The organism is Pseudonocardia sp. ICBG601 (genome assembly GCF_020496245.1).
The window spans coordinates 48358-70429 of sequence record NZ_JAHLJA010000035.1; the positions used below are offsets into that span (position 1 = coordinate 48358).

Here is a 22072-nt window from a genome sequence, read left to right on the forward strand (position 1 = left end):
GTCCCTTCCGCCGGCAGCCGGGTCGGCGCAGGATGGCGCCGTGACCCGCTCCCCCGCGATCCCACGGTGACGGCCGCGGCGCTGCTGCCGCCGCTGACGGCGCTCCGGCTGTTCACGACGTGGCGGTTCGCGCCCCTGCTGCTCGGGACGACCGCCGCGGCGGCGGTGGGCTACGGGGTCGCCGCCCGGTCCCGCCCGGGGTGGTCCCGGAGCCGTGCCGTCGCGTTCGGCGCCGGGCTGGTCGTCACCGTGCTGGCCGGGTCGTCGTTCGTCGGGGTGTACGACGACACGCTGTTCTGGGTGCGCGCCGTGCAGAACCTGCTGCTGCTCATGGTGGTACCGATGCTGCTCGCGCTCGGCGCGCCGCTGACGCTGCTGGCGGCGAGCGTGCCCCGGGATCGGCGGCCGGCCTGGCGCCGGGTGCTGCGCTCCCGGGCCGCGCGGCTGCTGACCGGCCCGTTCGCGGCGACCGTACTGCTCGTCGCGCCCCTGATGGTCCTGTATCTCACCCCGCTCTACGTCGCGACCCTGCGCGACGGCGTCGTGTCCGGTGCCGTCGGAGCGGGTCTCGTGGTGTGCGGGTTCGTCTACTTCTGGACCCGGCTGCGGATCGACCCGACGCCCGCGTCGACGCCGTACCCGGTGACCCTGGTGCTCACGATCGCCGAGATGGTCGGCGACGCCGTGCTCGGGATCGTGCTGTGGCTGGGCCCGACCCTCGCGGCGGCGTACTACCTGGGGCTGCACCGCGGCTGGGGGCCGGACCCGCACACCGACCAGGTGCTCGGCGCCGGGGTGCTGTGGATCGGCGGCGACGTGGTCGGGCTGCCGTTCCTCGGGGTCGCGCTGTGGCTGTTCTCCCGGGAGGACGCACGCCGGGCCCGCGCGACCGACGCCGAGCTCGACGCGGCCGAGGCCCGCGCCGCCGAGCTCGGCGCCGCACGGACCCGCGCCGCCGAGGTCACCGGGTCCGACCCCGCCGCGGAGCCCGCCCCGTCCCGGCTGTGGTGGCAGGACGACCCGCAGCTCGCCGACCGCTTCCGCCCCCGCACCTGACCGGGCCGAGGGGCCGGGGTTACGTTGCGGCGGTGGCGGACCAGGTGAGCATCGCAGACATCGAGACGGCGGCGGAGCGGATCGCCGGGGGCGTGGTGCGCACCCCGACCGTCCCCTCCCCCGGGCTGTCCACGGCCCTCGGCGCCCCGGTGCTGCTCAAGCTGGAGCACCTGCAGCGGGCCGGGTCGTTCAAGCCGCGCGGGGTGCTGGCCAAGCTCGCGTCGCTGACCGGCGAGGAACGCGCCGCCGGGATCGTCGCCGTCTCCGGCGGGAACCACGGGCTCGCCGTCGCCGAGGTCGCGGGTGCGGCCGGGGTCGACGCCGTCGTCGTGATGCCGGAGAACGCGCCGGCCCGCTCGGTGACCGCGGCCCGCGCGGCCGGGGCCGACGTGCGGCTCACCCCGGACATCGCGGCCGCGTTCGCGCTGGCCGGGGAGCTGCAGCGGACCGGACGGACGCTGGTGCACCCGTTCGACGACCCGGTGATCGTCGCCGCGCAGGGCACCGTGGGGCTGGAGCTGGCCCACGACGCGGTCGCCCTGGGGCAGCCGCCGACCGACGTGCTCGTCTCCGTCGGCGGTGGGGCGCTGGTCTCCGGGATCGCGGTCGCGGTCCGCGCGTTGCTGCCCGGCACCCGGGTCTGGGGGGTGGAGACCGTCGGCGCGGAGTCGATGTCGACGGCGCTGGCGGCCGGCGGCCCGACCCCGGTGACGATCACGTCCGCGATCACCACGCTCTCGGCGCCGTCGGTGTCGCAGCTGACCTACGACCACGCCCGCGCCCTGGTGCACGAGGTCCTCGTCGTCGACGACGCCGAGGCCGTCCGCGGCACCCTCGCCCTCGCCGAGCACGCCGGGATCTGGGCCGAGCCGGCCGCGGGCTGTCTGGTCCCGGCCGCCCGCCGGATCGTCGAGCGGCACCCGGACGCCCGGCTCGCCCTGGTGGTCTGCGGCGCCAACGCCGACGTCGCCGACGTGGTCCGCGCCGCCGCGCAGCCGTGATGACCGGTGGTGGAGCGCAGCGTCCGCGAGGCGGGCGTGACATTCCACCACCGGCGATCACCGCGGGATGACCGCGTGCGTCCGGGGCGTTGACGCGGGCGTGGAGCGGACCGGGGTCGTGGTGATCGGCGCAGGCCAGGCGGGCCTGTCGACGGCGGCCGGGCTGCGGCGCGGCGGGCTGGAACCGGGCCCCGGGTTCGTCGTGCTCGACGGCGAGGACGGCCCCGGCGGCGCGTGGCGGCACCGCTGGCCGACGCTGCGGATGCGCACGGTGAACGGCATCCACGACGTCGCCGGGATCCGCTCCGGCTTCGACGACCCCGGCGCCGACCCCGACCTGCCCGCGCGGGACGCCGTGCCGGCCTACTTCGCGCGCATCGAACGCGAGCTCGACCTGCGGGTCGTGCGCCCGGTGCACGTCCACCGGGTGTCCGACACCAGCGGGTTGCTGACCGTCGAGACCGACCGCGGCACCTGGGTCACCGACCACCTGGTCAACGCCACCGGCACCTGGACCCGCCCGTTCGTCCCCGCCTACCCGGGCCTGGCGACGTTCCGCGGCACGAGCCTGCACGCCCGCACCTACCCGGGCCCGGAGGCGATGACCGGGAAGCGGGTCGTCGTGGTCGGCGGCGGGATCACCGCGGTGCAGCTGCTGCTGGAGATCGCCCCGTACGCGGCCGCGACGACCTGGGTCACCCGCCGGGAGCCCGAGTGGACCGACACGCCGTTCGGGCCCGAGCAGGGTCGCGCCGCGGTCGCCCGGGTCGAGGAGCGGGTCCGGGCCGGGCTGCCCCCGCGCAGTGTCGTCGGGGTGACCGGGCTGCCGCGCACGCCGGAGGTGCGGGCCGGGATCGCGAGCGGTGTGCTGGTCCGCAGGCCGATGTTCGCCCGGGTCGTGCCGGACGGCGTGGAGTGGTCCGACGGCGCTCGCGTGCCCGCGGACGTGCTGGTGTGGGCGACCGGCTGGCGACCCGCGTTGGGTCACCTCGCGCCGCTGCGGCTGCGCGGGCCGGGCGGCGGGATCGTCATGGGCGAGCCGCTCGACACCGGCGTCGTCGCCGACCCCCGGGTGCACTTGGTCGGCTACGGCCCCTCGGCGAGCACGATCGGCGCGGACCGGGCCGGTCGCGCGGCGGCCCGCGACGTCCTGGCGCGGCTACCCGTCGCGACCGGCGCCTGACCCGTCGGCCTCCCGGCCGAGCAGCCGGTACTCCCGGACGACCATCACGATGATCGCGATGTCGAGCGCGGCGAGGAACGGCAGCACGATGGAGTGCGCGTGCCAGGCGTGGACCAGCTCGTAGACGACGAACACCGCCAGGATCGCCACCGCGGGCGGGTAGGCGGGGCGCCAGCGGGTCAGCAGCGCCGCGACCAGGCCGAGCTTGAGCACCCCGTGCAGCCCGAGGTAGACGACGACGAAGGTGCGGTCCCCGCCGGCGAAGCGGTCGACGCCCTCGGTCAGGTGCCGGGCCAGGGTGCCGTCGGGCGGGCCGATCAGGTCGCGGGCGAGGATCTGCGCGACGACCCGGTGCAGCCAGTCCCCCGACACCAGCACCAGCGCGACGGCGCCCAGCAGCTCCGCGGCCCCGTCGATGCCCTTCACGACCAGGGCGACGCGGAACAGCTGCTCGGTACGGCGGGCCGCGGGCGTCGTGGCCGTCGGACCGTCGGACCGGACGTTAGCCATGCGGGGACTGTAGACCCCGCCCGACCTGGGAGTTCCTTTACCCGAGGGAGGATCGGGACGGACGGGACGAGCCGGGCGAGACCGTGGCGCGAACCCGCGCCGGAGAGTACGGTCATTAGCGATGCTCAACAACACGGGGCCGGTCGACCGGTACAAGTGGGTCGCGCTGTCGAACACCACGATGGGCGTGCTGATCGTGACGATCAACATGTCGATCCTGCTGATCGCACTGCCGGACATCTTCCGCGGCATCGGGATCGATCCGCTGGCGCCGGACGACATCGACTACCTGCTGTGGCTGATCATGGGGTACCTGGTCGTCACGGCGGTGCTGGTGGTCAGCTTCGGCCGGCTCGGCGACATGTACGGCCGCACCCGCATGTACAACCTGGGCTTCGCCGTCTTCACGGTGTTCTCGGTGCTGCTGGCCGCCACCTGGCTCCACGGCGACGCCGGCGCGGTCTGGCTGATCACGATGCGGGTGCTGCAGGGCGTCGGCGGTGCGCTGCTGCTCGCCAACTCCACCGCGATCCTCACTGACGCCTTCCCGGTCCACCAGCGCGGGCTCGCGCTCGGGATCAACTCGGTCGCGGCGATCGCCGGCTCGTTCCTCGGGCTCGTCGTCGGCGGGGTGCTCGCCCCGGTGAACTGGCACCTGGTGTTCCTGGTGTCGGTGCCGGTCGGGGTGTTCGGCACGGTCTGGGCCTACGCCCGGCTCCGCGACACCGGCGCCCGTCGCGCGGCGCGGATCGACTGGTGGGGCAACCTGACGTTCGCGGTCGGGCTCGTCGCCGTCCTGATGGGCATCACCTACGGCATCCAGCCCTACGGCGGCGACGTCATGGGCTGGACCAGCCCGCTCGTCCTCGGCCTGATCGGCGGCGGGATCGCGGTGCTGGCGCTGTTCACCTGGATCGAGCGTCGCGTGGCCGAGCCGATGTTCCACGTCTCGCTGTTCTCGATCCGCGCGTTCACCGCGGGCAACCTCGCGAGCCTGCTGGCCGCGCTCGGCCGCGGCGGGCTGCAGTTCATCCTGATCATCTGGCTCCAGGGCATCTGGCTGCCCGAGCACGGCTTCCCGTTCGAGACGACGCCGCTGTGGGCGGGCATCTACATGGTCCCGCTGACGATCGGGTTCCTCGTCGCCGGACCGGTGTCGGGCGTCCTGTCCGACCGCTACGGCGCCCGTGCCTTCGCCACCGTCGGGATGGTGGGCGCGGCCGCGACGTTCCTCGCGCTGCTGGCACTGCCGGTGGACTTCGACTACCGGGCGTTCGCGGTGCTGCTGGCGCTCAACGGCCTGGCGATGGGCCTGTTCAGCTCCCCGAACCGGGCGGCGATCATGAACTCGCTGCCGGCACACCAGCGCGGTGCCGGGGCCGGGATGACCTCGACGTTCCAGAACGCCGCGACGGTGCTGTCGATCGGGGTGTTCTTCTCCCTGCTGATCGCGGGCCTGTCGACGACGCTGCCCGCGTCCCTGCACGACGGGCTCATGGCCCAGGGCGTGCCGGAGCTCGCGGCGGACCGGGTCGCGGCGCTGCCGCCGGTCGGGATCCTGTTCGCGGCCCTGCTGGGCTACAACCCGATCGCGACGCTGCTCGGCCCGCAGGTCCTCGGGGCGCTGACGCCCACGCAGTCGGCGTACCTGACCGGACGGCAGTTCTTCCCGCAGCTGATCTCCGGCCCGTTCGCCGACGGGCTGACCCTCGCCCTCGGGTTCGCCGCCGTCGCCTGCCTGGTCGCCGCGGTGGCGAGCGCGCTGCGCGGCGGGAAGTACCACCACGTCGACGACGAGGCCGACGTGGCGGTCCCGGTCCCCGCCCGGAGCTGAGCCCGGGCGGGGACCGCGGGGTCAGCCCGTGGCGACCTCACTGCCGTCCTGGCTCCAGCGGGTGTGGAACGCGCCCTCGGCGTCGGTGCGCGCGTAGGTGTGCGCACCGAAGTAGTCGCGCAGCCCCTGGATGAGGTTGGCGGGGCCGCGCTCGCGCCGGTAGCCGTCGTAGTAGGACAGGCTGGAGGAGAACGCGGGGATCGCGACGCCCTGCTCGGTCGCGGTCACCACGACCCGCCGCCACGCGTCCTGCGCGTTCGCCACGGCCTCGGTGAAGTACGGGACCATCAGCAGGTTGTCCAGGTCCGGGTGCGACTCGTAGGCCTCGGTGATCCGGTTCAGGAACTGGGCCCGGATGATGCAGCCGCCGCGCCAGATCCGAGCCATCGCACCGAGGTCGAGGTCCCAGTCGTTGGCCCGGGAGGCGGCACGCATCTGCGCGAAGCCCTGGGCGTAGGCGACGACCTTGGACGCGTAGAGCGCCTGGCGGATGTCCTCGACGAGCTCCTCGCGGTTCGCGCCCGAGCCCGGGGTCGGGCCGCCGAGCGTGGTCGACGCCTCCTTGCGCTCGTCGCGCAGATTGGACAGCGTCCGCGCGAACACCGCCTCGGTGATGCCGGTCAGCGGCACGCCGAGGTCGAGGGCGTCGATGGCCGTCCAGCGACCGGTGCCCTTCTGCTCGGCCTGGTCGACGATGACGTCGACGAGCGGCTTCCCGGTCTTCTCGTCGGTCTTGGCGAGCACGATGCCGGTGATCTCGATCAGGAACGACTCGAGATCACCGGTGTTCCACTCCTCGAAGATCTTCCCGATCTCCGGCGCGGACAGCCCGGCGACGTGCGTGAGCAGGTCGTAGGCCTCGGCGATGAGCTGGATGTCGGCGTACTCGATGCCGTTGTGCACCATCTTGACGTAGTGCCCGGCGCCGCCGGGGCCGACGTGGGTGCAGCACGGGGTGCCGTCGACGTTCGCGGCGATCGCGGTGAGGATCTCCTCGACCTCGGCGTAGGCCTCCTGTGGGCCGCCGGGCATGATGCTCGGCCCGTTGAGGGCGCCCTCCTCGCCGCCGGACACACCGATGCCCATGAAGCGCAGCCCGCGCTCGGCGCAGTACGCGGCGCGGCGGTCGGTGTCGGGGAAGTGCGAGTTGCCGGCGTCGATGATGATGTCGCCCTTGTCGAGCAGCGGGGCGAGCTCGTCGATGACGGCGTCGACCGGCTTGCCGGCCTTCACCATGACGACGATCTTGCGGGGGGTCTCCAGCGCGTCGACGAACTCCTTCAGCGACTCGGCACCGGTGAAGGCGCCCTCGTCGCCGTAGTCCTTCATGAACTCGGTCGTCTTCGAGGTGGTGCGGTTGTGCACCGCCACCGGGAAGCCGCGGCGGGCCATGTTGCGGGCGAGGTTGGCTCCCATCACCGCCAGCCCGGTGACCCCGATCCGGCTCTTCTCCGCCATCAGTGCTTCCTCCGTGTCGTTGCGACGCCGCTGTACCCGACCCATCCTGGCCCGCGGCTACCGGCCGCGCAGCGAGGGACGGCTGTCCCCTCGGTCACCCTTCCCGGCCGCCGGCGAGGAAGTCCAGGAGCAGCGCGCTCGCGGCCTCCGGCGCCTCCTCCGGGATCCAGTGCCCGCAGCCCTCGACGCGCTCGAAGCGGAAGCCGTCGACGTAGGCCGATGACCCCCGCATCTGCCCCTCGGTGAGCGCGAGGTCGCCGTCGCTCCACACCCCCATCGTCGGCACCGTGATCCGCGGGGGCTCCGGCATGGTGGTGGGCACGAACCTCGCCGGGTCGACGTTGGCGCGGTACCAGTTCAGCGACGCGGTGAGCGCACCCGGCCGGGACAGGTCGGCGACGTGCCGCGCGGCCATCGGGTGCCCGTCGGGCAGCGTCGCGTGCAGCCAGCCGCGCAGGAACTGCCAGTCCTCGGCCGGCATCACCTGCTCGGCGACGCCGGGGAACTGGAACCAGAGCATGTACCAGGACATCGCCTTCTGCCGGAACCCCGCGGTGGCGAACGCGGCGGGATGCCCGACGGAGAACGCGGCGTAGCGGGTCACCCGCGGCGAGGCGAGGGTGACGGCCCAGCCGAGCGAGGCGCCCCAGTCGTGCCCGGCGAGGGCGAACCGGTCGATCCCGAGCGCGTCGGCGACGCCGAGGACGTCGGCGACCAGTGCCCGCATCCGGTAGTGCTCGACCTCGGCGGGCCGGTCGGAGTCGCCGAAACCGCGCAGGTCCGGGACGACGACGCGGTACCCGGCCCCGGCGAGCGCCGCGGCCTGGTGGGCCCACAGGGCGGCCCGGTCCGGCCAGCCGTGCAGCAGCAGGACGGGGCTGCCGACGCCGCCGGTGTCGTGCACGGACAGCGTGATCTCGGGCAGCGTCGTGCCGGGGACGGTGATCCGCCGGGGCTCGGGCAGCGTCATGGCGGTGACCGTAACCCGCCCCGCCGATGGGGTCGGGCTCCCCCGACCGCGCCCGCCGGGGCGGCGCTGACGGCAACCGCAGCGCTGGTACACGACCATCGCGCGAGAAAGGTGCACAGGAGGGCGGAGACGCGCTAACCTATGGGGTGCGCTTCGAATCCGAGAACACATCCGTGCACGTTCACCATAACACGAGGGGCAAGGACACACCAGCCCCCCGCCCGTCAAGTCCGCGCTCCCCGTACGAGGCCGAACTCGCCGCCGAGACCGACCGGCTCCGCCGGCTGCACGCCCTGCTCGACGACGAGCTCACCGCGGCCACCGAACGCTCCCGCGGCGCCCAGGCCACCCGGGCCGGCGAGGAGCTCAGCGCCCGTTGGGAACGCGACGTCTCGGTGCACCGCTGGCAGGAGCGGGTGCGTGCGCTCACCGCCGCCCGCTCCGGCCTGTGCTTCGGGCGGCTCGACCACGCCGACGGCGCCGACCCGACCCGGGTCGGCCGGATCGGGCTGACCGACCCCGCCGACGGCGAGAGCGCCCTGGTCGACTGGCGGGCACCCGCCGCGCGGCCGTTCTACTGCGCCACCCCGGTCTCGCCCCTGGGGGTGACCCGGCGCCGGCACTACGAGGTCACGGGCACCGCACCGCACGAGCGGGTCACCGCGTACCACGACGACCTGCTCACCGATGCGGTCCCGGTCGACGCCGACCCCGCGTCGGCGTCGGACCCGGCACTGCTCGCCGCGCTCACCGCGCCGCGCGGGGACCGCATGCGCGACATCGTCACCACGATCCAGTCCGAACAGGACGAGATCATCCGGCTGCCGCTGTCGGGCACCGTCGTGATCGAGGGCGGCCCCGGGACGGGCAAGACGGCCGTCGCGCTGCACCGGATCGCGTACCTGCTCTACACCCACCGCGACCGGCTCGCCCGCAGCGGCGTGCTCGTCGTCGGGCCGAGTGCGGGGTTCGTGCACTACGTCGGCGGCGTACTCCCCGCACTCGGCGAGTCCGCGGTCGTGTTCACCACCCCGGGACGCCTCGCGCACGGCGTCGTCGCGGAGGCGACCGACCCGCCGGAGACGGCCCGGCTCAAGGGCGACCTGGCGATGATCGACGTACTGCGCCGGGCCGTCGACGACCGCCAGGAGCTGCCCGGGCGGCCGATCACGATCGAGATGGACGACGTCACCGTCGAGATCGACACGGCCCTGGCCGCCGAGGCGCGCCGCCGCGCCCGCGCCACCGGCCGTCCGCACAACGAGGCCCGCACGACCTTCCGCGACACCCTGGGGCGGCTGCTCGTCGACCAGGGTCTGGAGCGGCTGGAGGTCGGGCTGGAGGACCCGCCGGAGCTCGCGGAGCTGCTGGCGGGGCTGAACATCCCGGAGATCGAGCCCGCCGGGGCGGCCGAGGTGTCGGCCGAGATGCGCGCCGAGCTGCGCGACGGCGTGCGGACCGACCCGCGGTTCCACGCCGCCGTCGAGTCGCTGTGGCCGGTGCTGACCCCGCAGCGGGCGCTGGCCGAGCTCTACGCCGACCCGGACCGGCTGGCCACCGCGGGCGACGGACGGGACCTGTCCGCGCTGCGCTGCCCGCCGGGGACACCGTGGACGGTGGCCGACGCCCCACTCCTCGACGAGCTCGCCGAGCTGCTCGGCCCGGTACCCGAGGACTCCCCCGCCGCAGCCCCCGAGCCGGACGCCGCCTACGCCGCCGAGGTCCTGACCGTGTTGGACTCCGCGGACCGGACCCTCGCCGGGGAGGACCCCGACGAGCTGCGGCCCACCGACTTCGTGACCGCGGACATGCTGGCGAGCCGGCACGTCGCCGGGGTGCCGATGACGGTGGCCGAGCGCGCGGCGGGCGACCGGGACTGGCGCTACGGGCACCTCGTCGTCGACGAGGCGCAGGAGCTGTCCCCGATGGACTGGCACGTGCTGCTGCGCCGCTGCCCGTCGCGGTCGATCACCGCGGTCGGCGACCTCGCCCAGCGCAGTGCCCCGGCCGGTGCCCGGGCCTGGGACGACGTGCTCGCCCCGCACCTGGCCGGGCGCTGGACGCACCGCACGCTGACGGTGAACTACCGGACGCCGTCGGAGATCATGGACGCCGCCGCGGAGGTGCTGGCGACCTACGCCCCGGACCGTCGCCCGCCGGAGTCGGTGCGCAGCACCGGCGAGCCGCCGTGGACCCGCACCGTCACCGCCGCCGGGCTGGCCGACGCGGTGCACGCCGCCGTCGCCGACGAGCGGGCCCGTGCCGGGCGCGGCACGGTCGCGGTGATCGCCCCGGCCGGGACCGACCTCGGTGCGCAGGACGTGCCGGTGCTCACCCCGGCGGCGTCGAAGGGCCTGGAGTTCGACGCCGTGGTGATCGTCGACCCGGAGCGCATCCGGGCGGCCGACCCGGCGGACCTCTACGTCGCGATGACCCGCGCGACGCAGCGGCTCGGCATCCTGGAGGTGGCGGGCTAGAAGGCGGGCCAGGGGATGGCCGGGCCGTAGCCGTCCGGGCCGGGGAAGCGCGGTTCGGCGAGCAGGTGGTCGATCCGGGAGCGCAGCGCCGCGACCTCGCGGCGGGTGACGTGCTCGCCGAGGACGTCGGCGAACGAGTCCGCCAGCCGGGCGCGCAGCTCCTTGAGGGCGGCCAGGTGCTCCTCGCCGAGCTCGTCGCCGACCCAGCCCCACAGGACGGTGCGCAGCTTCGGCTCGCTGTGCAGGGTGAGGCCGTGGTCCACGCCGTAGACCCCGCCGTCACCGGCGAGGATCACGTGCCCGCCCTTGCGGTCGGCGTTGTTGACGACGACGTCGAACAGCGCCATCGCCCGCAGCTGCGGGTGGTCGGCGTGGACGAGCACGACCGGGTCCCCGGCGCCGTCGCGGGCACGGAGCACGGGCAGCCAGCCGCTCGGGATCTCGTGCGGCTCGCACAGCTCGACCAGCGACTCGGTGGCGAGCTGGATGGTCTCCTCGGTGATGTCGCCGGCCTGCTCGCAGTCCGTGCCGTCGTCCGTGTCGCCGTCCGTGCCGTCGCCGCGGGGCTCGGACAGGGCGCTCTCGTCGCCGGAGGAGACCCATGCCTGCACCATGCCGGTGCCGAACGGGGCCTGCTCGCGCAGCACCGTCGGCGGCACGACGTCGAGCCCGGAGACCTGCGAGACGAGGTACGCGCCGACCTCGCGACCGGCGAGCGTGCCGTCGGGGAAGTCCCACAGCGGACGCTCGCCGCGCACCGGCTTGTACACGCAGCGCAGGTCGACGCCGTCGAGCGAGACGGTGCCGAACAGGGTGGCGTTGGAGGCGTCGACCATCCGGCCGGTGATCTCCATGCGGCCGCGCAGGAGGATCTCCGGGACGGCCGGATCGCGCGGGTCGAGCGTCACTCCGTCCCGGCCACGGGGTTGCGGTCGTGGTAGCCGTTGAGGCGCACGCAGACGTGGCCCTCCGGGTCGAGCGGCTCGGCGCACAGCGGGCACGGCGCTCGGCCGGCGTCGACGACCTTCTCGGCGCGCTCGGCGAAGGACTTCGCCGCGGTCGGGGACAGGAACACGCGCAGCGCGTCCGGGCCCTCCTCGGTGTCGTCGAGGACGACCGACTCGTCGATCTCCTCCTCGGTCACCGCGAGTAGCTCGACGACGATCGAGCTCGAGTCCGCGTCCCAGCCCAGACCCATGGTCCCGACCCGGAACTCCTCCTCCAGCGGGACAGCGAGCGGGTCGTTGTCCGACGAGCCGGTGGCCACCGTCGCGCCGAGGAGGTTGTCCTCGCCGAAGCGCTTGGACACCTCGCCGAGCAGCGCCGTGATGCGTTCGGCCAGCACCGAGACCTGCTGTTTCTCCAGCAGGACGCTGATCGTGCGGCTGCTCTCGATCGCCTGCAGGTAGAAGGCGCGATCGCCGGGCTCGCCGACGGTCCCGGCCACGAAGCGGTCGGGTCGGCGGAAGACGTGGATGACGCGTGCCATGACCCTTCCCAGGGTAGGCGTATCCGGCTCCGGGGGCATCCCCGCGGTCACCCGCGGGTGCCGTCATCGCGGCGATGCGAGGTGGATCACTCCGCCTCAGGCGTTGGTGGATCCCCCGACCACGGCGTCGGAGGCGCTCACCGGCTGCCCCTCGCCGTCGGCCGGCTTCGGCTTCGGCTTGGGGACCAGGCTCGCGACGTCGCCGGACTGCTCGTTCATCCGCGCGACGAACGGCCGCAGCTCGGTGTAGGTGACGACACTCACCGAGCAGGTGTCGACGACGATCCGCTGGAAGTTGTCGAGGTGGGTGGCCAGCGCGTCGGCGAGGACGGCCTTGATCACGTCGCCGTGGCTGCAGGCCAGCAGGATCGCGTCCTCCCCGCGCTCGGCGCGGACCCGGGCGACGTGCCGGCGGATCGCCGCGACCGAGCGGGCCTGCATCCCGGCCAGGGACTCGCCGCCCGGGAAGGTCGCGGCCGACGGGTGCGCCTGGACGACCTTCCAGAGATCCTCCTTCAGCAGGTCGGTGATCTTCTGCCCGGTCCACGTGCCGTAGTCGACCTCGGCCAGGTCGTCCTCGACGACCGGTTCCAGCCCGCGGGCCGCCGCGAGCGGCGCGACGGTCTGGCGGCACCGCTCCATCGGGGAGGTCACGACCGAGGCGATCGGGAGGGCCGCGAGGCGGTCGACGACGGCCGCGGCCTGCTCCCGTCCGCGGTCGTCGAGCTCCACGCCCGGGGTGCGCCCGGCCAGCACGCCCGCGGTGTTCGCAGTGGACCGGCCGTGTCGCAGGAGGATCAAGGTCGTCACGCCGACCGAGGCTACGCGGCGCGGCGCCGGGTCAGTACGCGCTGACCGCGCCGAGCGACAGGGCGGCGAGCAGGGCGACACCCAGCGCGATCCGGTAGGCGACGAACACGTAGACGGTGTTGTTCTGCACGAACCGGAGCAGCCAGGCGATCACCGCGTAGCCGACGACGAACGCGACCACCACCGCCACCAGCATCTGCGGTCCGGACGGGCCGTCGCCGGCGAACACGTCGGGCAGGGTGAACAGGCCGGCCCCGAACACCGACGGGATCGCCAGCAGGAACGAGTACCGCGCGATCGCGGGCCGGGTCAGGCCCAGGAACAGGCCGGCGGTGATCGTGCCGCCGGACCGCGAGACACCCGGGATCAGCGCCATGGCCTGGGCGAGACCGAGCAGGACACCGTCCCGCCAGGTGATCTTCTCCATCGGCTTGACCTGCGAGCCGAAGCGCTCGGCCAGCCCGAGCAGGGCACCGAACACGATCAGCATGACCGCGACCAGCCACAGGTTCCGGGCGACGCCCTCGATCTGGTCCTTGAACAGCACCCCCAGCACCGCGATCGGGACCGAGCCGATGATGACCAGCCAGGCCAGCCGGTAGTCGTCGGTGGCGCGGACCTCCGCGTTGCCGAACCCGCGCACCCAGGTGATGAACAGGTGCCAGATGTCCTTGGCGAAGTAGACGATCACCGCTGCCTCGGTGCCGATCTGGGTGACGGCGGTGAACGCCGCGCCCGGGTCCCGGCCGAATCCGACCGCCGAGACGATCCGCAGGTGGGCCGAGGAGGACACCGGGAGGAACTCGGTGAGCCCCTGGACGATCCCGAGGACGACGACCTCGATCCAGCTCACGACCGGCTCCCGTCGCGGCCACGGGCGGTGGTGTCCCGGTCGGGGGTCGTCCGGCCCTGGCGGCTCGGCTCCTGGGTGATCACGGGCCGTCACCGTACTCGCCGAGACGGGCGTCACTCTGCGCGCCCTCACCGGTCCGACGGGCCCGCGCGCCTAGGCTCGGCGACCGTGCAACGCAGACCGGTGGGCAGCAGCGGCCTCGAGGTGTCGCGGGTCGGCCTGGGCACGATGACCTGGGGAGAGGACACCTGCCCCGCCGACGCGGCGGACCAGCTGCGGGCGTTCGTCGACGCCGGCGGGACATTCGTCGAGACCGCCGAGGACTACGGCGGCGGCGCCGCCCAGCAGGTGCTCGGCGGGCTGCTGCGGGGCACCGTGCGTCGCGACGACATCGTCCTCGCCGGCGCGGCACGGCGACCCCCGACACCGGTGAGCGGGCCTCGCGGACCGCGCTGCTGCGCTCACTGGACCGCACGCTGCGCCGGCTGGGCACCGAGTACCTGGACCTGTGGCAGTTCCCCGGCTGGGATCCCCGGGTGCCGCTGGACGAGACGCTGTCCTCCGTGCAGGTCGCCGTCTACTCCGGACGGGTCCGCTACGCCGGGCTGGTCGCCCCGGCGGGCTGGCAGCTGGCCACGGTCGCGGGCAGCGCCACGGCCGGGCCCGACCCGCCGTCTGCCGCCCGGTGTCGGCGCAGGTGGAGTACTCGCTGCTCGCCCGGGAGCCGGAGGCCGAGCTCCTGCCCGCCGCCCGGCACCACGGCCTCGGGCTGCTGGCCTGGGCCCCGCTCGGCCGGGGCGTACTGACGGGCAAGTACACCGACGGCACACCGGCGGACTCGCGGGGCGCGAGCGCGCTGCTGGCGTCGTACGTGGAGGCGCGCCGCACCGAGCACTCGGCGCGGATCGTGCAGTCGGTCCTCACCGCCGCCGACGGGCTCGGGACCTCGCCGCTGTCGGTGGCGCTGACCTGGGTGCGGGACCGTCCGGGGGTGGCCTCGGCCGTCGTCGGGGCGCGGGACGCGGCCCAGCTGCGGGCCTCGCTCGCGGCCGAGGACCTGGTGCTGCCCGCCGAGATCCGCACCGCGCTGGACGACGTGAGCGATCCCGTCTGAGCCTCCCCGCCGGCCCTGGTGCCCCTTACAGTGGGAATGCCCGACGCGACACCCACCGTTCACCCGGTGGGCACCGACGAGCACGGCACGACCGGGAGGCACGCATGACCGAGGGCGCTGAGAACGGGTCGGAGGACTCCGCCGCCGGGAATCGGGTGGCCGGGACTCGGGACGGCGACGGCTGGACCGACGACCGGTACGAGTACCGCCCGGTGCGCATCGAGGGGGACGTCTCCCGGCTCACGGCGTCGGTCCGGCTGGCGATCCAGGCCGAGTTCTCCGGCTGGGAGCTGTCCCGGCTGCGTCTCTACCCCGGCGGCGTACGCAAGATCGTGCTGCGACGACGGCTGGGCGCCCAGCAGGGGCTGCTGCCCGAGCCCACCTTCTGACGCCTCCCGCCGCTCACCCGCGGTAGGGGTCAGGCGTCCTGCCAGCCGACCTCCGGCGGTGTGCCGGCCCCGCGCGGGCTGGGCACCCCGCGGAACCCGTAGGGCGCGGGCTCGCGACCGGGCTGGACGTACCAGCACTCCCCCGGCTCACCGCGCTCGATCATCTGCTCGATCGCCGCGGCGACGTCGTCGGCCGTCAGCAGCGGGAAGTCGCCGAACTGGGCGCGGACGTTGCCGATCAGCGGGGTGTCGGCGAACCCGGGGCACACCGCGGTGACCCGGATGCCCTCCCCCGCCAGCGCCGGGCCCGCCGCCCGGACGTAGCCGACGACGGCGTGCTTGGTCGCGGTGTAGAGCGCGTCGCCGGGCAGGCCGATCAGCCCGGCCAGCGACGCGGTCGCCACCACGTGCCCGCCCCCGGCGCGCCGCAGTGCCGGGACGGCCGCGGTGAGCCCGAACACCACGTGGTCGAGGTTCACCCCGAGGATGCGGCGGTAGCCGTCCAGGTCGAGGTCGGTGACGCCGGACTGGCCCGCGGTGACGCCGGCGTTGAGCAGTACGACGTCGAGCCGTCCGAACCGCTCCTCCGCCGCGGCCACCGCGGCGGGCAGCGCCGTCGGGTCGGTGACGTCGGCCGGGAACGCCAGCCCGCCCGCCTTCTCCGCGACGGCCGCGGCGCCGTCGGCGTCCCGGTCGACGACGACCACCTGCGCACCCGCCGCCACCAGCCGGTCCACCGCGGCCGCGCCGATGCCCGACGCGGCCCCGGTGACCAGGGCGACCTTGCCCGAGAGATCCATGCTGCCACCCTGCCACCCGCGGGCCGGGTACGTCACGGCGCCGGGCGGAGGTCAGACGGTCCGCAGGAAGCGGTCGAGCACCCGGGTGCCGAACGTCAGCGCGTCCACCGGCACCCGCTCGTCGATGCCGTGGAACAGCGACGCAAAGTCCAGCTCCGGGGGCAGCCGCAGCGGCGCGAAGCCGTAGCACTTCATGCCCAGCGTCGAGAACGCCTTCGCGTCGGTTCCCCCGGACAGCATGTAGGGGACGATCTCGGCGGTCGGGTCCTCGGTGCGCAGCGCGGCCTGCATCGCGTCGGTCAGCGCGCCCTCGAACGGCGTCTCGACGGCGGGCAGGTCGGTGACCCACTCGCGCTCGACGTCCGGTCCGAGCAGCTCGTCGACCTCGCGCAGGAACGCCTCCTCGCGGCCCGGCAGCACCCGGCAGTCGACGACCGCCTCCGCCGTCGACGGGATGACGTTGGCCTTGTACCCGGCGCTGAGCATCGTCGGGTTCGCGGTGTCCCGGACGGTCGCGCCGATGATCCGCGAGATCGGCCCGAGCTTGGCCAGGGCACCCTCGAGGTCGTCCTCCGGGTACTCGACGCCGGTCAGCTCGGTCATCCGGTCCAGGAACGCCCGCACCGTGTCGGTGATCGTGAGTGGGAACGTGTGGTTCCCCAGCCGGGCGACGGCCTCGGCGAGGATGGTGACGGCGTTGTCGTCGTGCAGGAACGAGCCGTGGCCGGGCTTGCCCTTGGCCCGCAGCCGCATCCAGGCGATGCCCTTCTCCGCGGCCTCGATCAGGTACGCCCGCTGGTCCTCACCGAGGGTCAGGGAGAACCCGCCGACCTCACCGACGGCCTCGGTGCATCCTTCGAACAGCTCCGGCCGGTTCTCCACCAGCCACTGCGCGCCCCACTTCCCGCCGGCCTCCTCGTCGGCGACGAAGGCCCACACGATGTCCCGCGGCGGGACGACGCCCTCACGCTTGAAGCGGCGGGCGACCGCCAGCATCATCGCGTCCATGTCCTTCATGTCGACGGCGCCGCGGCCCCAGACGTAGCCGTCCTGGACCGCGCCGGAGAACGGGTGCACCGACCACTCGCTGGCGTCCGCGGGGACGACGTCGAGGTGGCCGTGCATCAGCAGCGCGCCGCGGGTGCGGTCGGCACCCTCCAGCCGGGCGATCACGTTCATCCGCTTCGGCATGCCGGACTCGACGAGCTCGACGTCGTAGCCGACCTCGCGCAGTTTGTCCGCCACGTAGTCGGCGGCCTCGGCCTCACCGGCCAGGGTCTCGGGGTCGCCGGTGTTGGTCGTGTCGATCCGGATCAGCTCCGAACACAGCTGCACGACCTCGTCCTCGGCGCTGGTCGGGTGGTCGTTCGCTGGAGCGGTCATGGGCGTCGTTCTACCACCGGCGGCCCGTACCGACCCCGCCGCAACCCGGTCCCCGGCCTCGGCTATGCTTCCCCCACGACGCGATCGAGAGATCGCGACGTCCGAGTGGCGGAATGGCAGACGCGCTAGCTTGAGGTGCTAGTCCCCGTATAAGGGGGTGGGGGTTCAAGTCCCCCCTCGGACACAGTTTCACGGCTTTCGTGCCATACCTGGCACACCGGTGGTGGAAGGTACTCCGACACCACTGCAGCGGCTGGGCCGCCAGCTCCGGCTCGGCCCAGTGAGCGCCGGCTCCGTCCCACCGCTGCTGGCCCCGGCAGCCGTTGCGGTCGCATCGCGTCACGGCACCCCACTGCGCGTGCCACTCCCCCTCGCCACGCGGCCGACCGGGGCAGCGGCCACGACCATCGCCCTCCCGTCGTCCGCGGCATGTGACTTTCGGGGTAGCGACGTGTGCCGATCGGGGCTTCTACTGCGGTCGCCACGCATTTACATTTCAGCCATGGGCGCACACGGTGACCGGGTCGCTGGAATGTTCGCGGCCATCGACACCCGGAATTGGGACGAGCTGTCGGAGTTCTTCCATCCCGAGATGGTCTACGAGCGGCCCGGATACGATCCGTTCGTCGGCCGCGATCGCATCATGCGTTTCTACCGCGAAGAACGGGTCATCGCCAACGGGCGCCACACCCTCGACGGCGCGATCGTCGAGGAGGAACGAGCGGCCGCGTGGGGCCGGATCGAGGCCGTGCGCAACGACGGCGAACCCGTCACCCTCGGGTTCGCCGACATCTACCTGTTCGAGGACGGTGCGATCAAGGTGCGCCGCAGCCACTTCTTCGTGCCTGCGGTCTGACCGCACCGCCCCGTCAGGCCTGGGAGACCAGCGGCGGGCCGACGTGGCGCAGCGCCTCGATGCGCCGCTTCGCGAGTTGCTCGGCCGCCGTCGCCGTGTCGATGCCGTCGGCGCGGGCCGCGGCCAGGATCTCGCCGGTGGTACGGCCGATCCGCAGCACCGTCGCCCGGGTCTGCTCGGGGTCGTTCCCCAGCCAGTTGCCCACGTAGAGCAGCAGGCCACCGGCGTTGGCCACGTAGTCGGGCACGTACAGGATGCCGGCGTCGGCCAGCGCCACCGCGTGCCGCGGCTCGGCGAGCACGTTGTTGGCCCCACCTGCGACGATGCGGCAGCGCAGTGCCGGGATCGAGGCGTCGTCGACGACCGCGCCGAGCGCGCAGGGGGCGAACACGTCGCAGTCGACGCCCAGGATCTCGTCCGGATCGACGACCTCGACGGGCAGATCGACGGCCAGTCGTTCGACCTTCGTGCGGTCGACGTCGGAGATGACGAGCTTCGCACCCTCCTGCGCGAGGTGCCTGATCAGCGGCTCGCCGACGTGGCCCGCGCCCTGCACGGCGATGCGGCGGCCCTCCAGCACCGGGGACCCGTCGACGAACTCGACGGCGGCGCGGATCGACTCCAGCACCCCCAGCGCCGTCAGCGGCGACGGGTCCTGAGTGCCGGAGAAGACGCGCTTCGCCTCGACGGCGAGCACGTCCATGTCCGCCTGGCTGGTGCCCACGTCGACACCCGGGATGTAGCGGCCGGCGAGGCTCTGCACGAAACGCCCGTGCGCGCGCAGGAGCGCCTCGGTCTTGTGCCGTGCCGGATCACCGATGATGACGCTCTTCGCGCCGCCGAAGTTCACACCGGCGATCGCCGCCTTGAGGCTTATTCAGGCTCCGTCAGGTAAGTGCGTAGAAGATGAGTCCGATGACTGCCGAGATCGTCGTTTTAAATGTGGCGTAGGGTCGGCGGTAGTCTGTGTGGAGAACTTTCCACGACTTGATATGGGCGATGACTCGCTCGATGGTGGCGCGTGTGCGGTTGAGGCTCTTGTTGAATGTTTTCTGCCAGTCGAGAAGTTCCCGGCCGGGTTGTTTTTTGAACGGGGTGAGCATGCCGCGCCCGATGTAGCCTTTATCGCCGATCGGTGGGTATGTGGCGAGGTGGTCGAGGGCGCCGGATTGGTCGAGGCAATGTAGGTCGTGTCGGGAGCCTGGGGTCGGGTCGGAGATCCACGACAGCTGCCCTTCCAGGGTGGCTGCGACCTGGACGACGACGCCGGTGGTGCGATGCTTGCCCGACCACAGACCTGGTACGGCGGTCCATGACCAGCAGGGCAGCAGGGTTCCGTCGATGATGTACTGCCGATCGGCACGAAGCTCCTCCGCAGTCGGAACTACACTCCGCAGCGCCTGCGCCAGCAACGGTGTCACCCCCGCGATCGCTCGACTGACCGTCGACTGCGACACCCCGTAGGTTTCCGCCAACTCCCACTGCACACGATTCCCGCGCAGATACGCCAACGTGATCACCACCGACCAGAACAATCCCAGAATCGGCGGCCAAGGCCGTCGCAGGCCAGTCGCGTTCCGCTGATCCTGCTCATGCACCAGAGCGGCAAGATCCTGAATCTCATCACGCCGAAAGCCAGTGGTATAGTACATACTGCGACAGCCCATTCATCTCGGATTGATTCGACAAACCAATCTTCGCGATGGACGGGCTGTCGCCCAACCCGACACGCCGGGCTAGATCGTTATTTCACGGGCCCTGAATAAGCCTCCTTGTACGTCATTCCCTGGGAAAGCCGCAGGACGTCGTCGAGCGCCGTCTGCTCGTCGGGATACGGCCACATCCGGGCGCGCTCAGGCGGTCGTAGCACTTGATCTTGTTGTTCGGCGAGGAACAGGATCATGACGTGCGGAAACTGTTGACTTTGGCTGATCGGGAGGAGATCTCCCGGGGGTTGGCCGCTGGCCGGCGGTTGTGCGACATCGCTGCGGTGGTGGGGCGGGATCGGTCGGTGATCTCTCGTGAGGTCGCCCGTCACGGCGGCCGGGCCGGCTACCGGGCGGGGCCGGCTGAGGAAGCGGCGCGGGTCGGGCGGTCCCGGCCGAAGATGTTCGCGGTGGACCGGTCACCGCGGCTGCGGGAAGTAGTGACCGGGTTGTTGCAGATCGGCTGGTCCCCGGCCTCGATCGCGGGCCGTCTGCCCCGGCTCTATCCGACCGACGAGACTTACCGGGTGTCTCACGAGGCGATCTACCAGTGGGTCTATGCCACCCCGGTGTCCACCCTGGCTCGCGAGTTGATCGCGTTACGGACCCGCCGGACCGCCCGTCGTGGCGGCGGTAGGCCTCCATCTGCTCCCCGGATCGTCGAACCGACCTACATCGATGAACGACCTACTGAGGCTGAGGGGCGGGCGGTGCCCGGGCACTGAGCCTTTCCCAACCTGTTTGTGCTGGTCAGGGGTGTGAGGTGCGTGGCTTGTCGTGAGATGGGTGGGGCTCCTGGTAGACGGATAGCTGTCGCGCCACCGCCTACCGAGGAGCCCCGCGTGTTGTCCTACCCATCCGGGATGTCGATGTCCACTCGCACGGTTCGTGTCCTGGCCGGGCTGCTGCGCGGACATCGTCGCCGGATCGGGACCCGGTGGCGGCTCCTGGCCCCGGCCCGCCAGGCCCTGCTCGTGCTCGCGCACCTACGTAAGGGCGAGACCTACACCGACCTGGCCAGCGGATTCAGAGTCGGGAAGTCCACGGTGTCCCGGTATGTCGCCGAGGCGATCGGGCTGCTCGCTGCGCTCGCGCCGACCCTGGAGCAGGCCATCACGGTCGCGGCCGGGAAGGCGTTCGTGATCCTGGACGGGACGCTGCTGCGTATCGACCGGGTCGGCATGGGCTCGGGCTATGACCGGGCGTTCTATAGCGGGAAGCACAAGTGTCACGGGCTGAATGTGCAGGTCATCGCCGACCCCGCGGGTCGGCTGGTGTGGATCTCCCCGCCGCTACCGGGGGCACGGCACGACATGGGCGCTGCCCGGATCCACGGGATCATCGACGCGGTCAACACCACCGGGGTGCGGGCGGTCGCTGACACCGCCTACCAGGGCGGCGGTCCCGCGATCACCGTCCCGCACCGACGCCGACGCCGCGATCTCGACACCGGCCGGTACCGGCCCCTGTCAGCGAATCAGAAGGCCGTCAACGCCGCTCACGCCCGACGGCGGGCACCGGGTGAGCGGGTCAACGCCGAGCTGAAGAACTGGAAGATCCTCCGCAAGATCCGCTCCAGCCCCTCCCAGGCTGCTCAGCTCGTCGCAGCGATCCAGACCCTCATGATCACCACCGCCTGACCAGCACAAACAGGTTGGGAAAGGCTCACTGACACTGCGGACACAGGCTTCCTGACGTGAGCAAGGATTCGACACCCTCATGATCACGCCAAGCCTGTGTCCGCACCCACCCCCACCCCCCACATCACCGCAGCTCAGGACCCACCCATCACGACTTTGCCGGGGCCCTGGGTGACGCCCGGGTCCGGGCGCTGGGCTACGTGACGATGTACCCCGGCCCCGAGGTCGACGGACGCGTCACTTACGGCCGCGGCCTGATGCACGCCAACTTCTTCGAGACCTCGGTGATGCTGCACCTGTTCCCGGACCTGGTCCGGATGGAGCGCGCGGTGTCCCACCGCGACGTTGACTCGTTCTGGGACTACCGGATGGACCAGGTCAGCGACACCGGCGTCTGGGGCCGCGACGTGGCCGAGGCGAACGCCGCGCAGGGCAGCGCCGAGTTCGACCGCTGCGTGCGCACCACCGCGGCCGCGGTGTCGGCCGCCGTGCGCGAGCCGTGGCCGGACCCGTCGCACCGTCCCTGATCGTCCCGGAGGAGAG

The 22072-nt window shown here is 72.8% G+C and carries 21 protein-coding genes, 1 tRNA gene and 1 pseudogene; 12 read left to right on the forward strand and 11 right to left on the reverse strand.

The annotated features are described in order from the left end of the window. Positions 1-66: 66 nt before the first annotated feature. From KPL57_RS13340 to KPL57_RS13350, 3 genes are all read left to right on the forward strand, one after another. Entirely contained in the window at positions 67-1056 is a 990-nt protein-coding gene (locus KPL57_RS13340) for a cytochrome c oxidase assembly protein (protein ID WP_226351846.1), read from the forward strand. 44 nt (positions 1057-1100) lie between these two features. Then, on the forward strand, positions 1101-2057 hold the full coding sequence (locus tag KPL57_RS13345; protein WP_226351847.1) for a threonine/serine dehydratase: 957 nt from the start codon (positions 1101-1103) through the stop codon (positions 2055-2057). 67 nt (positions 2058-2124) lie between these two features. Continuing rightward, positions 2125-3240 carry an NAD(P)/FAD-dependent oxidoreductase gene (locus KPL57_RS13350; RefSeq protein ID WP_226359936.1) on the forward strand — a complete coding sequence of 372 codons (1116 nt, stop codon included), beginning with the start codon at positions 2125-2127 and terminating at the stop codon, positions 3238-3240. On the opposite strand, the gene KPL57_RS13355 is transcribed toward KPL57_RS13350, so the two are convergent. Further along, the gene (locus tag KPL57_RS13355; protein ID WP_226351849.1) at positions 3217-3750 is read right to left on the reverse strand and encodes a DUF2127 domain-containing protein; all 534 of its coding nucleotides are present in this window, start codon (positions 3748-3750) and stop codon (positions 3217-3219) included. The genes KPL57_RS13350 and KPL57_RS13355 overlap by 24 nt on opposite strands. 121 nt (positions 3751-3871) lie before the next feature. On the opposite strand from KPL57_RS13355, the gene KPL57_RS13360 reads away from it, so the two are divergent. Next, complete coding sequence (locus KPL57_RS13360; protein WP_226351850.1) at positions 3872-5584, forward strand: MFS transporter; 1713 nt, start codon at positions 3872-3874, stop codon at positions 5582-5584. Between the two features lie 21 nt (positions 5585-5605). Here KPL57_RS13360 and gndA read toward each other — a convergent pair whose 3' ends face one another. Next, positions 5606-7042 carry an NADP-dependent phosphogluconate dehydrogenase gene (gene gndA, locus KPL57_RS13365; RefSeq protein ID WP_226351851.1) on the reverse strand — a complete coding sequence of 479 codons (1437 nt, stop codon included), beginning with the start codon at positions 7040-7042 and terminating at the stop codon, positions 5606-5608. A gap of 94 nt (positions 7043-7136) precedes the next feature. After that, complete coding sequence (locus KPL57_RS13370; protein ID WP_226351852.1) at positions 7137-8012, reverse strand: alpha/beta fold hydrolase; 876 nt, start codon at positions 8010-8012, stop codon at positions 7137-7139. Between the two features lie 173 nt (positions 8013-8185). On the opposite strand from KPL57_RS13370, the gene KPL57_RS13375 reads away from it, so the two are divergent. Beyond that, positions 8186-10489, forward strand: coding sequence for a UvrD-helicase domain-containing protein (locus tag KPL57_RS13375; RefSeq protein WP_226351853.1), 2304 nt, complete (start codon positions 8186-8188; stop codon positions 10487-10489). On the opposite strand, the gene KPL57_RS13380 is transcribed toward KPL57_RS13375, so the two are convergent. The 4 genes from KPL57_RS13380 to KPL57_RS13395 form a co-directional block, all read right to left on the reverse strand. Further along, positions 10486-11343, reverse strand: a complete 858-nt coding sequence (locus KPL57_RS13380) for an SCO1664 family protein (protein ID WP_226351866.1) — start codon at positions 11341-11343, stop codon at positions 10486-10488. The two genes, KPL57_RS13375 and KPL57_RS13380, sit on opposite strands and share 4 nt — an antisense overlap. Positions 11344-11393: 50 nt before the next feature. Next, the gene (locus tag KPL57_RS13385; RefSeq protein ID WP_020624835.1) at positions 11394-11978 is read right to left on the reverse strand and encodes a DUF3090 domain-containing protein; all 585 of its coding nucleotides are present in this window, start codon (positions 11976-11978) and stop codon (positions 11394-11396) included. Positions 11979-12074: 96 nt separating this feature from the next. Continuing rightward, the gene (locus KPL57_RS13390; RefSeq protein WP_226351854.1) at positions 12075-12788 is read right to left on the reverse strand and encodes a histidine phosphatase family protein; all 714 of its coding nucleotides are present in this window, start codon (positions 12786-12788) and stop codon (positions 12075-12077) included. Between the two features lie 31 nt (positions 12789-12819). Continuing rightward, entirely contained in the window at positions 12820-13641 is an 822-nt protein-coding gene (locus KPL57_RS13395) for an undecaprenyl-diphosphate phosphatase (protein ID WP_060710947.1), read from the reverse strand. A gap of 168 nt (positions 13642-13809) precedes the next feature. Here KPL57_RS13395 and KPL57_RS13400 point away from each other — a divergent pair. Both KPL57_RS13400 and KPL57_RS13405 read left to right on the forward strand, forming a co-directional pair. Next, positions 13810-14755, forward strand: a pseudogene (locus KPL57_RS13400) (aldo/keto reductase). 104 nt (positions 14756-14859) lie between these two features. Beyond that, positions 14860-15144, forward strand: a complete 285-nt coding sequence (locus KPL57_RS13405) for a DUF5703 family protein (protein ID WP_020624831.1) — start codon at positions 14860-14862, stop codon at positions 15142-15144. Positions 15145-15173: 29 nt separating this feature from the next. On the opposite strand, the gene KPL57_RS13410 is transcribed toward KPL57_RS13405, so the two are convergent. Continuing rightward, positions 15174-15944 carry an SDR family oxidoreductase gene (locus tag KPL57_RS13410; RefSeq protein WP_226351855.1) on the reverse strand — a complete coding sequence of 257 codons (771 nt, stop codon included), beginning with the start codon at positions 15942-15944 and terminating at the stop codon, positions 15174-15176. Between the two features lie 51 nt (positions 15945-15995). Next, complete coding sequence (locus KPL57_RS13415; protein ID WP_226351856.1) at positions 15996-17327, reverse strand: M20/M25/M40 family metallo-hydrolase; 1332 nt, start codon at positions 17325-17327, stop codon at positions 15996-15998. Between the two features lie 99 nt (positions 17328-17426). On the opposite strand from KPL57_RS13415, the gene KPL57_RS13420 reads away from it, so the two are divergent. Together KPL57_RS13420 and KPL57_RS13425 are read left to right on the forward strand one after the other, a co-directional pair. Next, positions 17427-17511 (forward strand) — tRNA-Leu (locus KPL57_RS13420). 348 nt (positions 17512-17859) lie between these two features. Next, positions 17860-18183, forward strand: a complete 324-nt coding sequence (locus KPL57_RS13425; RefSeq protein WP_226351857.1) for a nuclear transport factor 2 family protein — start codon at positions 17860-17862, stop codon at positions 18181-18183. A gap of 13 nt (positions 18184-18196) precedes the next feature. Here the strand turns inward: KPL57_RS13425 and KPL57_RS13430 are convergent, their stop codons facing one another. Beyond that, on the reverse strand, positions 18197-19060 hold the full coding sequence (locus KPL57_RS13430; protein ID WP_226351867.1) for a Glu/Leu/Phe/Val dehydrogenase family protein: 864 nt from the start codon (positions 19058-19060) through the stop codon (positions 18197-18199). Positions 19061-19070: 10 nt separating this feature from the next. Further along, positions 19071-19835: a transposase family protein gene (locus tag KPL57_RS13435; RefSeq protein WP_226350834.1), complete on the reverse strand. Its 765-nt coding sequence runs from the start codon at positions 19833-19835 to the stop codon at positions 19071-19073. 254 nt (positions 19836-20089) lie between these two features. On the opposite strand from KPL57_RS13435, the gene KPL57_RS13440 reads away from it, so the two are divergent. The 3 genes from KPL57_RS13440 to KPL57_RS13450 all read left to right on the forward strand — a co-directional run bounded on the left by KPL57_RS13440 (position 20090) and on the right by KPL57_RS13450 (position 22056). After that, the gene (locus KPL57_RS13440; protein WP_226351868.1) at positions 20090-20614 is read left to right on the forward strand and encodes a helix-turn-helix domain-containing protein; all 525 of its coding nucleotides are present in this window, start codon (positions 20090-20092) and stop codon (positions 20612-20614) included. Between the two features lie 117 nt (positions 20615-20731). Next, positions 20732-21529 carry a transposase family protein gene (locus KPL57_RS13445; RefSeq protein ID WP_226351858.1) on the forward strand — a complete coding sequence of 266 codons (798 nt, stop codon included), beginning with the start codon at positions 20732-20734 and terminating at the stop codon, positions 21527-21529. Between the two features lie 206 nt (positions 21530-21735). After that, positions 21736-22056, forward strand: a complete 321-nt coding sequence (locus tag KPL57_RS13450) for a creatininase family protein (RefSeq protein WP_226351869.1) — start codon at positions 21736-21738, stop codon at positions 22054-22056. The last annotated feature ends 16 nt before the right edge of the window (positions 22057-22072 follow it).

What these genes read in the sequence shown, in the direction of transcription:
- KPL57_RS13385 (WP_020624835.1), bottom strand. Translation starts at nt 11,978, where the DNA reads ATGGCACGCGTCATCCACGTCTTCCGCCGACCCGACCGCTTCGTGGCC.
- KPL57_RS13435 (WP_226350834.1), bottom strand. Translation starts at nt 19,835, where the DNA reads ATGTACTATACCACTGGCTTTCGGCGTGATGAGATTCAGGATCTTGCC.
- KPL57_RS13380 (WP_226351866.1), bottom strand. Translation starts at nt 11,343, where the DNA reads ATGGAGATCACCGGCCGGATGGTCGACGCCTCCAACGCCACCCTGTTC.
- KPL57_RS13355 (WP_226351849.1), bottom strand. Translation starts at nt 3,750, where the DNA reads ATGGCTAACGTCCGGTCCGACGGTCCGACGGCCACGACGCCCGCGGCC.
- KPL57_RS13350 (WP_226359936.1), top strand. Translation starts at nt 2,125, where the DNA reads ATGACCGCGTGCGTCCGGGGCGTTGACGCGGGCGTGGAGCGGACCGGG.
- KPL57_RS13450 (WP_226351869.1), top strand. Translation starts at nt 21,736, where the DNA reads ATGTACCCCGGCCCCGAGGTCGACGGACGCGTCACTTACGGCCGCGGC.
- KPL57_RS13405 (WP_020624831.1), top strand. Translation starts at nt 14,860, where the DNA reads ATGACCGAGGGCGCTGAGAACGGGTCGGAGGACTCCGCCGCCGGGAAT.
- KPL57_RS13415 (WP_226351856.1), bottom strand. Translation starts at nt 17,327, where the DNA reads ATGACCGCTCCAGCGAACGACCACCCGACCAGCGCCGAGGACGAGGTC.
- KPL57_RS13370 (WP_226351852.1), bottom strand. Translation starts at nt 8,012, where the DNA reads ATGACGCTGCCCGAGCCCCGGCGGATCACCGTCCCCGGCACGACGCTG.
- gndA (WP_226351851.1), bottom strand. Translation starts at nt 7,042, where the DNA reads ATGGCGGAGAAGAGCCGGATCGGGGTCACCGGGCTGGCGGTGATGGGA.
- KPL57_RS13410 (WP_226351855.1), bottom strand. Translation starts at nt 15,944, where the DNA reads ATGGATCTCTCGGGCAAGGTCGCCCTGGTCACCGGGGCCGCGTCGGGC.
- KPL57_RS13360 (WP_226351850.1), top strand. Translation starts at nt 3,872, where the DNA reads ATGCTCAACAACACGGGGCCGGTCGACCGGTACAAGTGGGTCGCGCTG.
- KPL57_RS13425 (WP_226351857.1), top strand. Translation starts at nt 17,860, where the DNA reads ATGTTCGCGGCCATCGACACCCGGAATTGGGACGAGCTGTCGGAGTTC.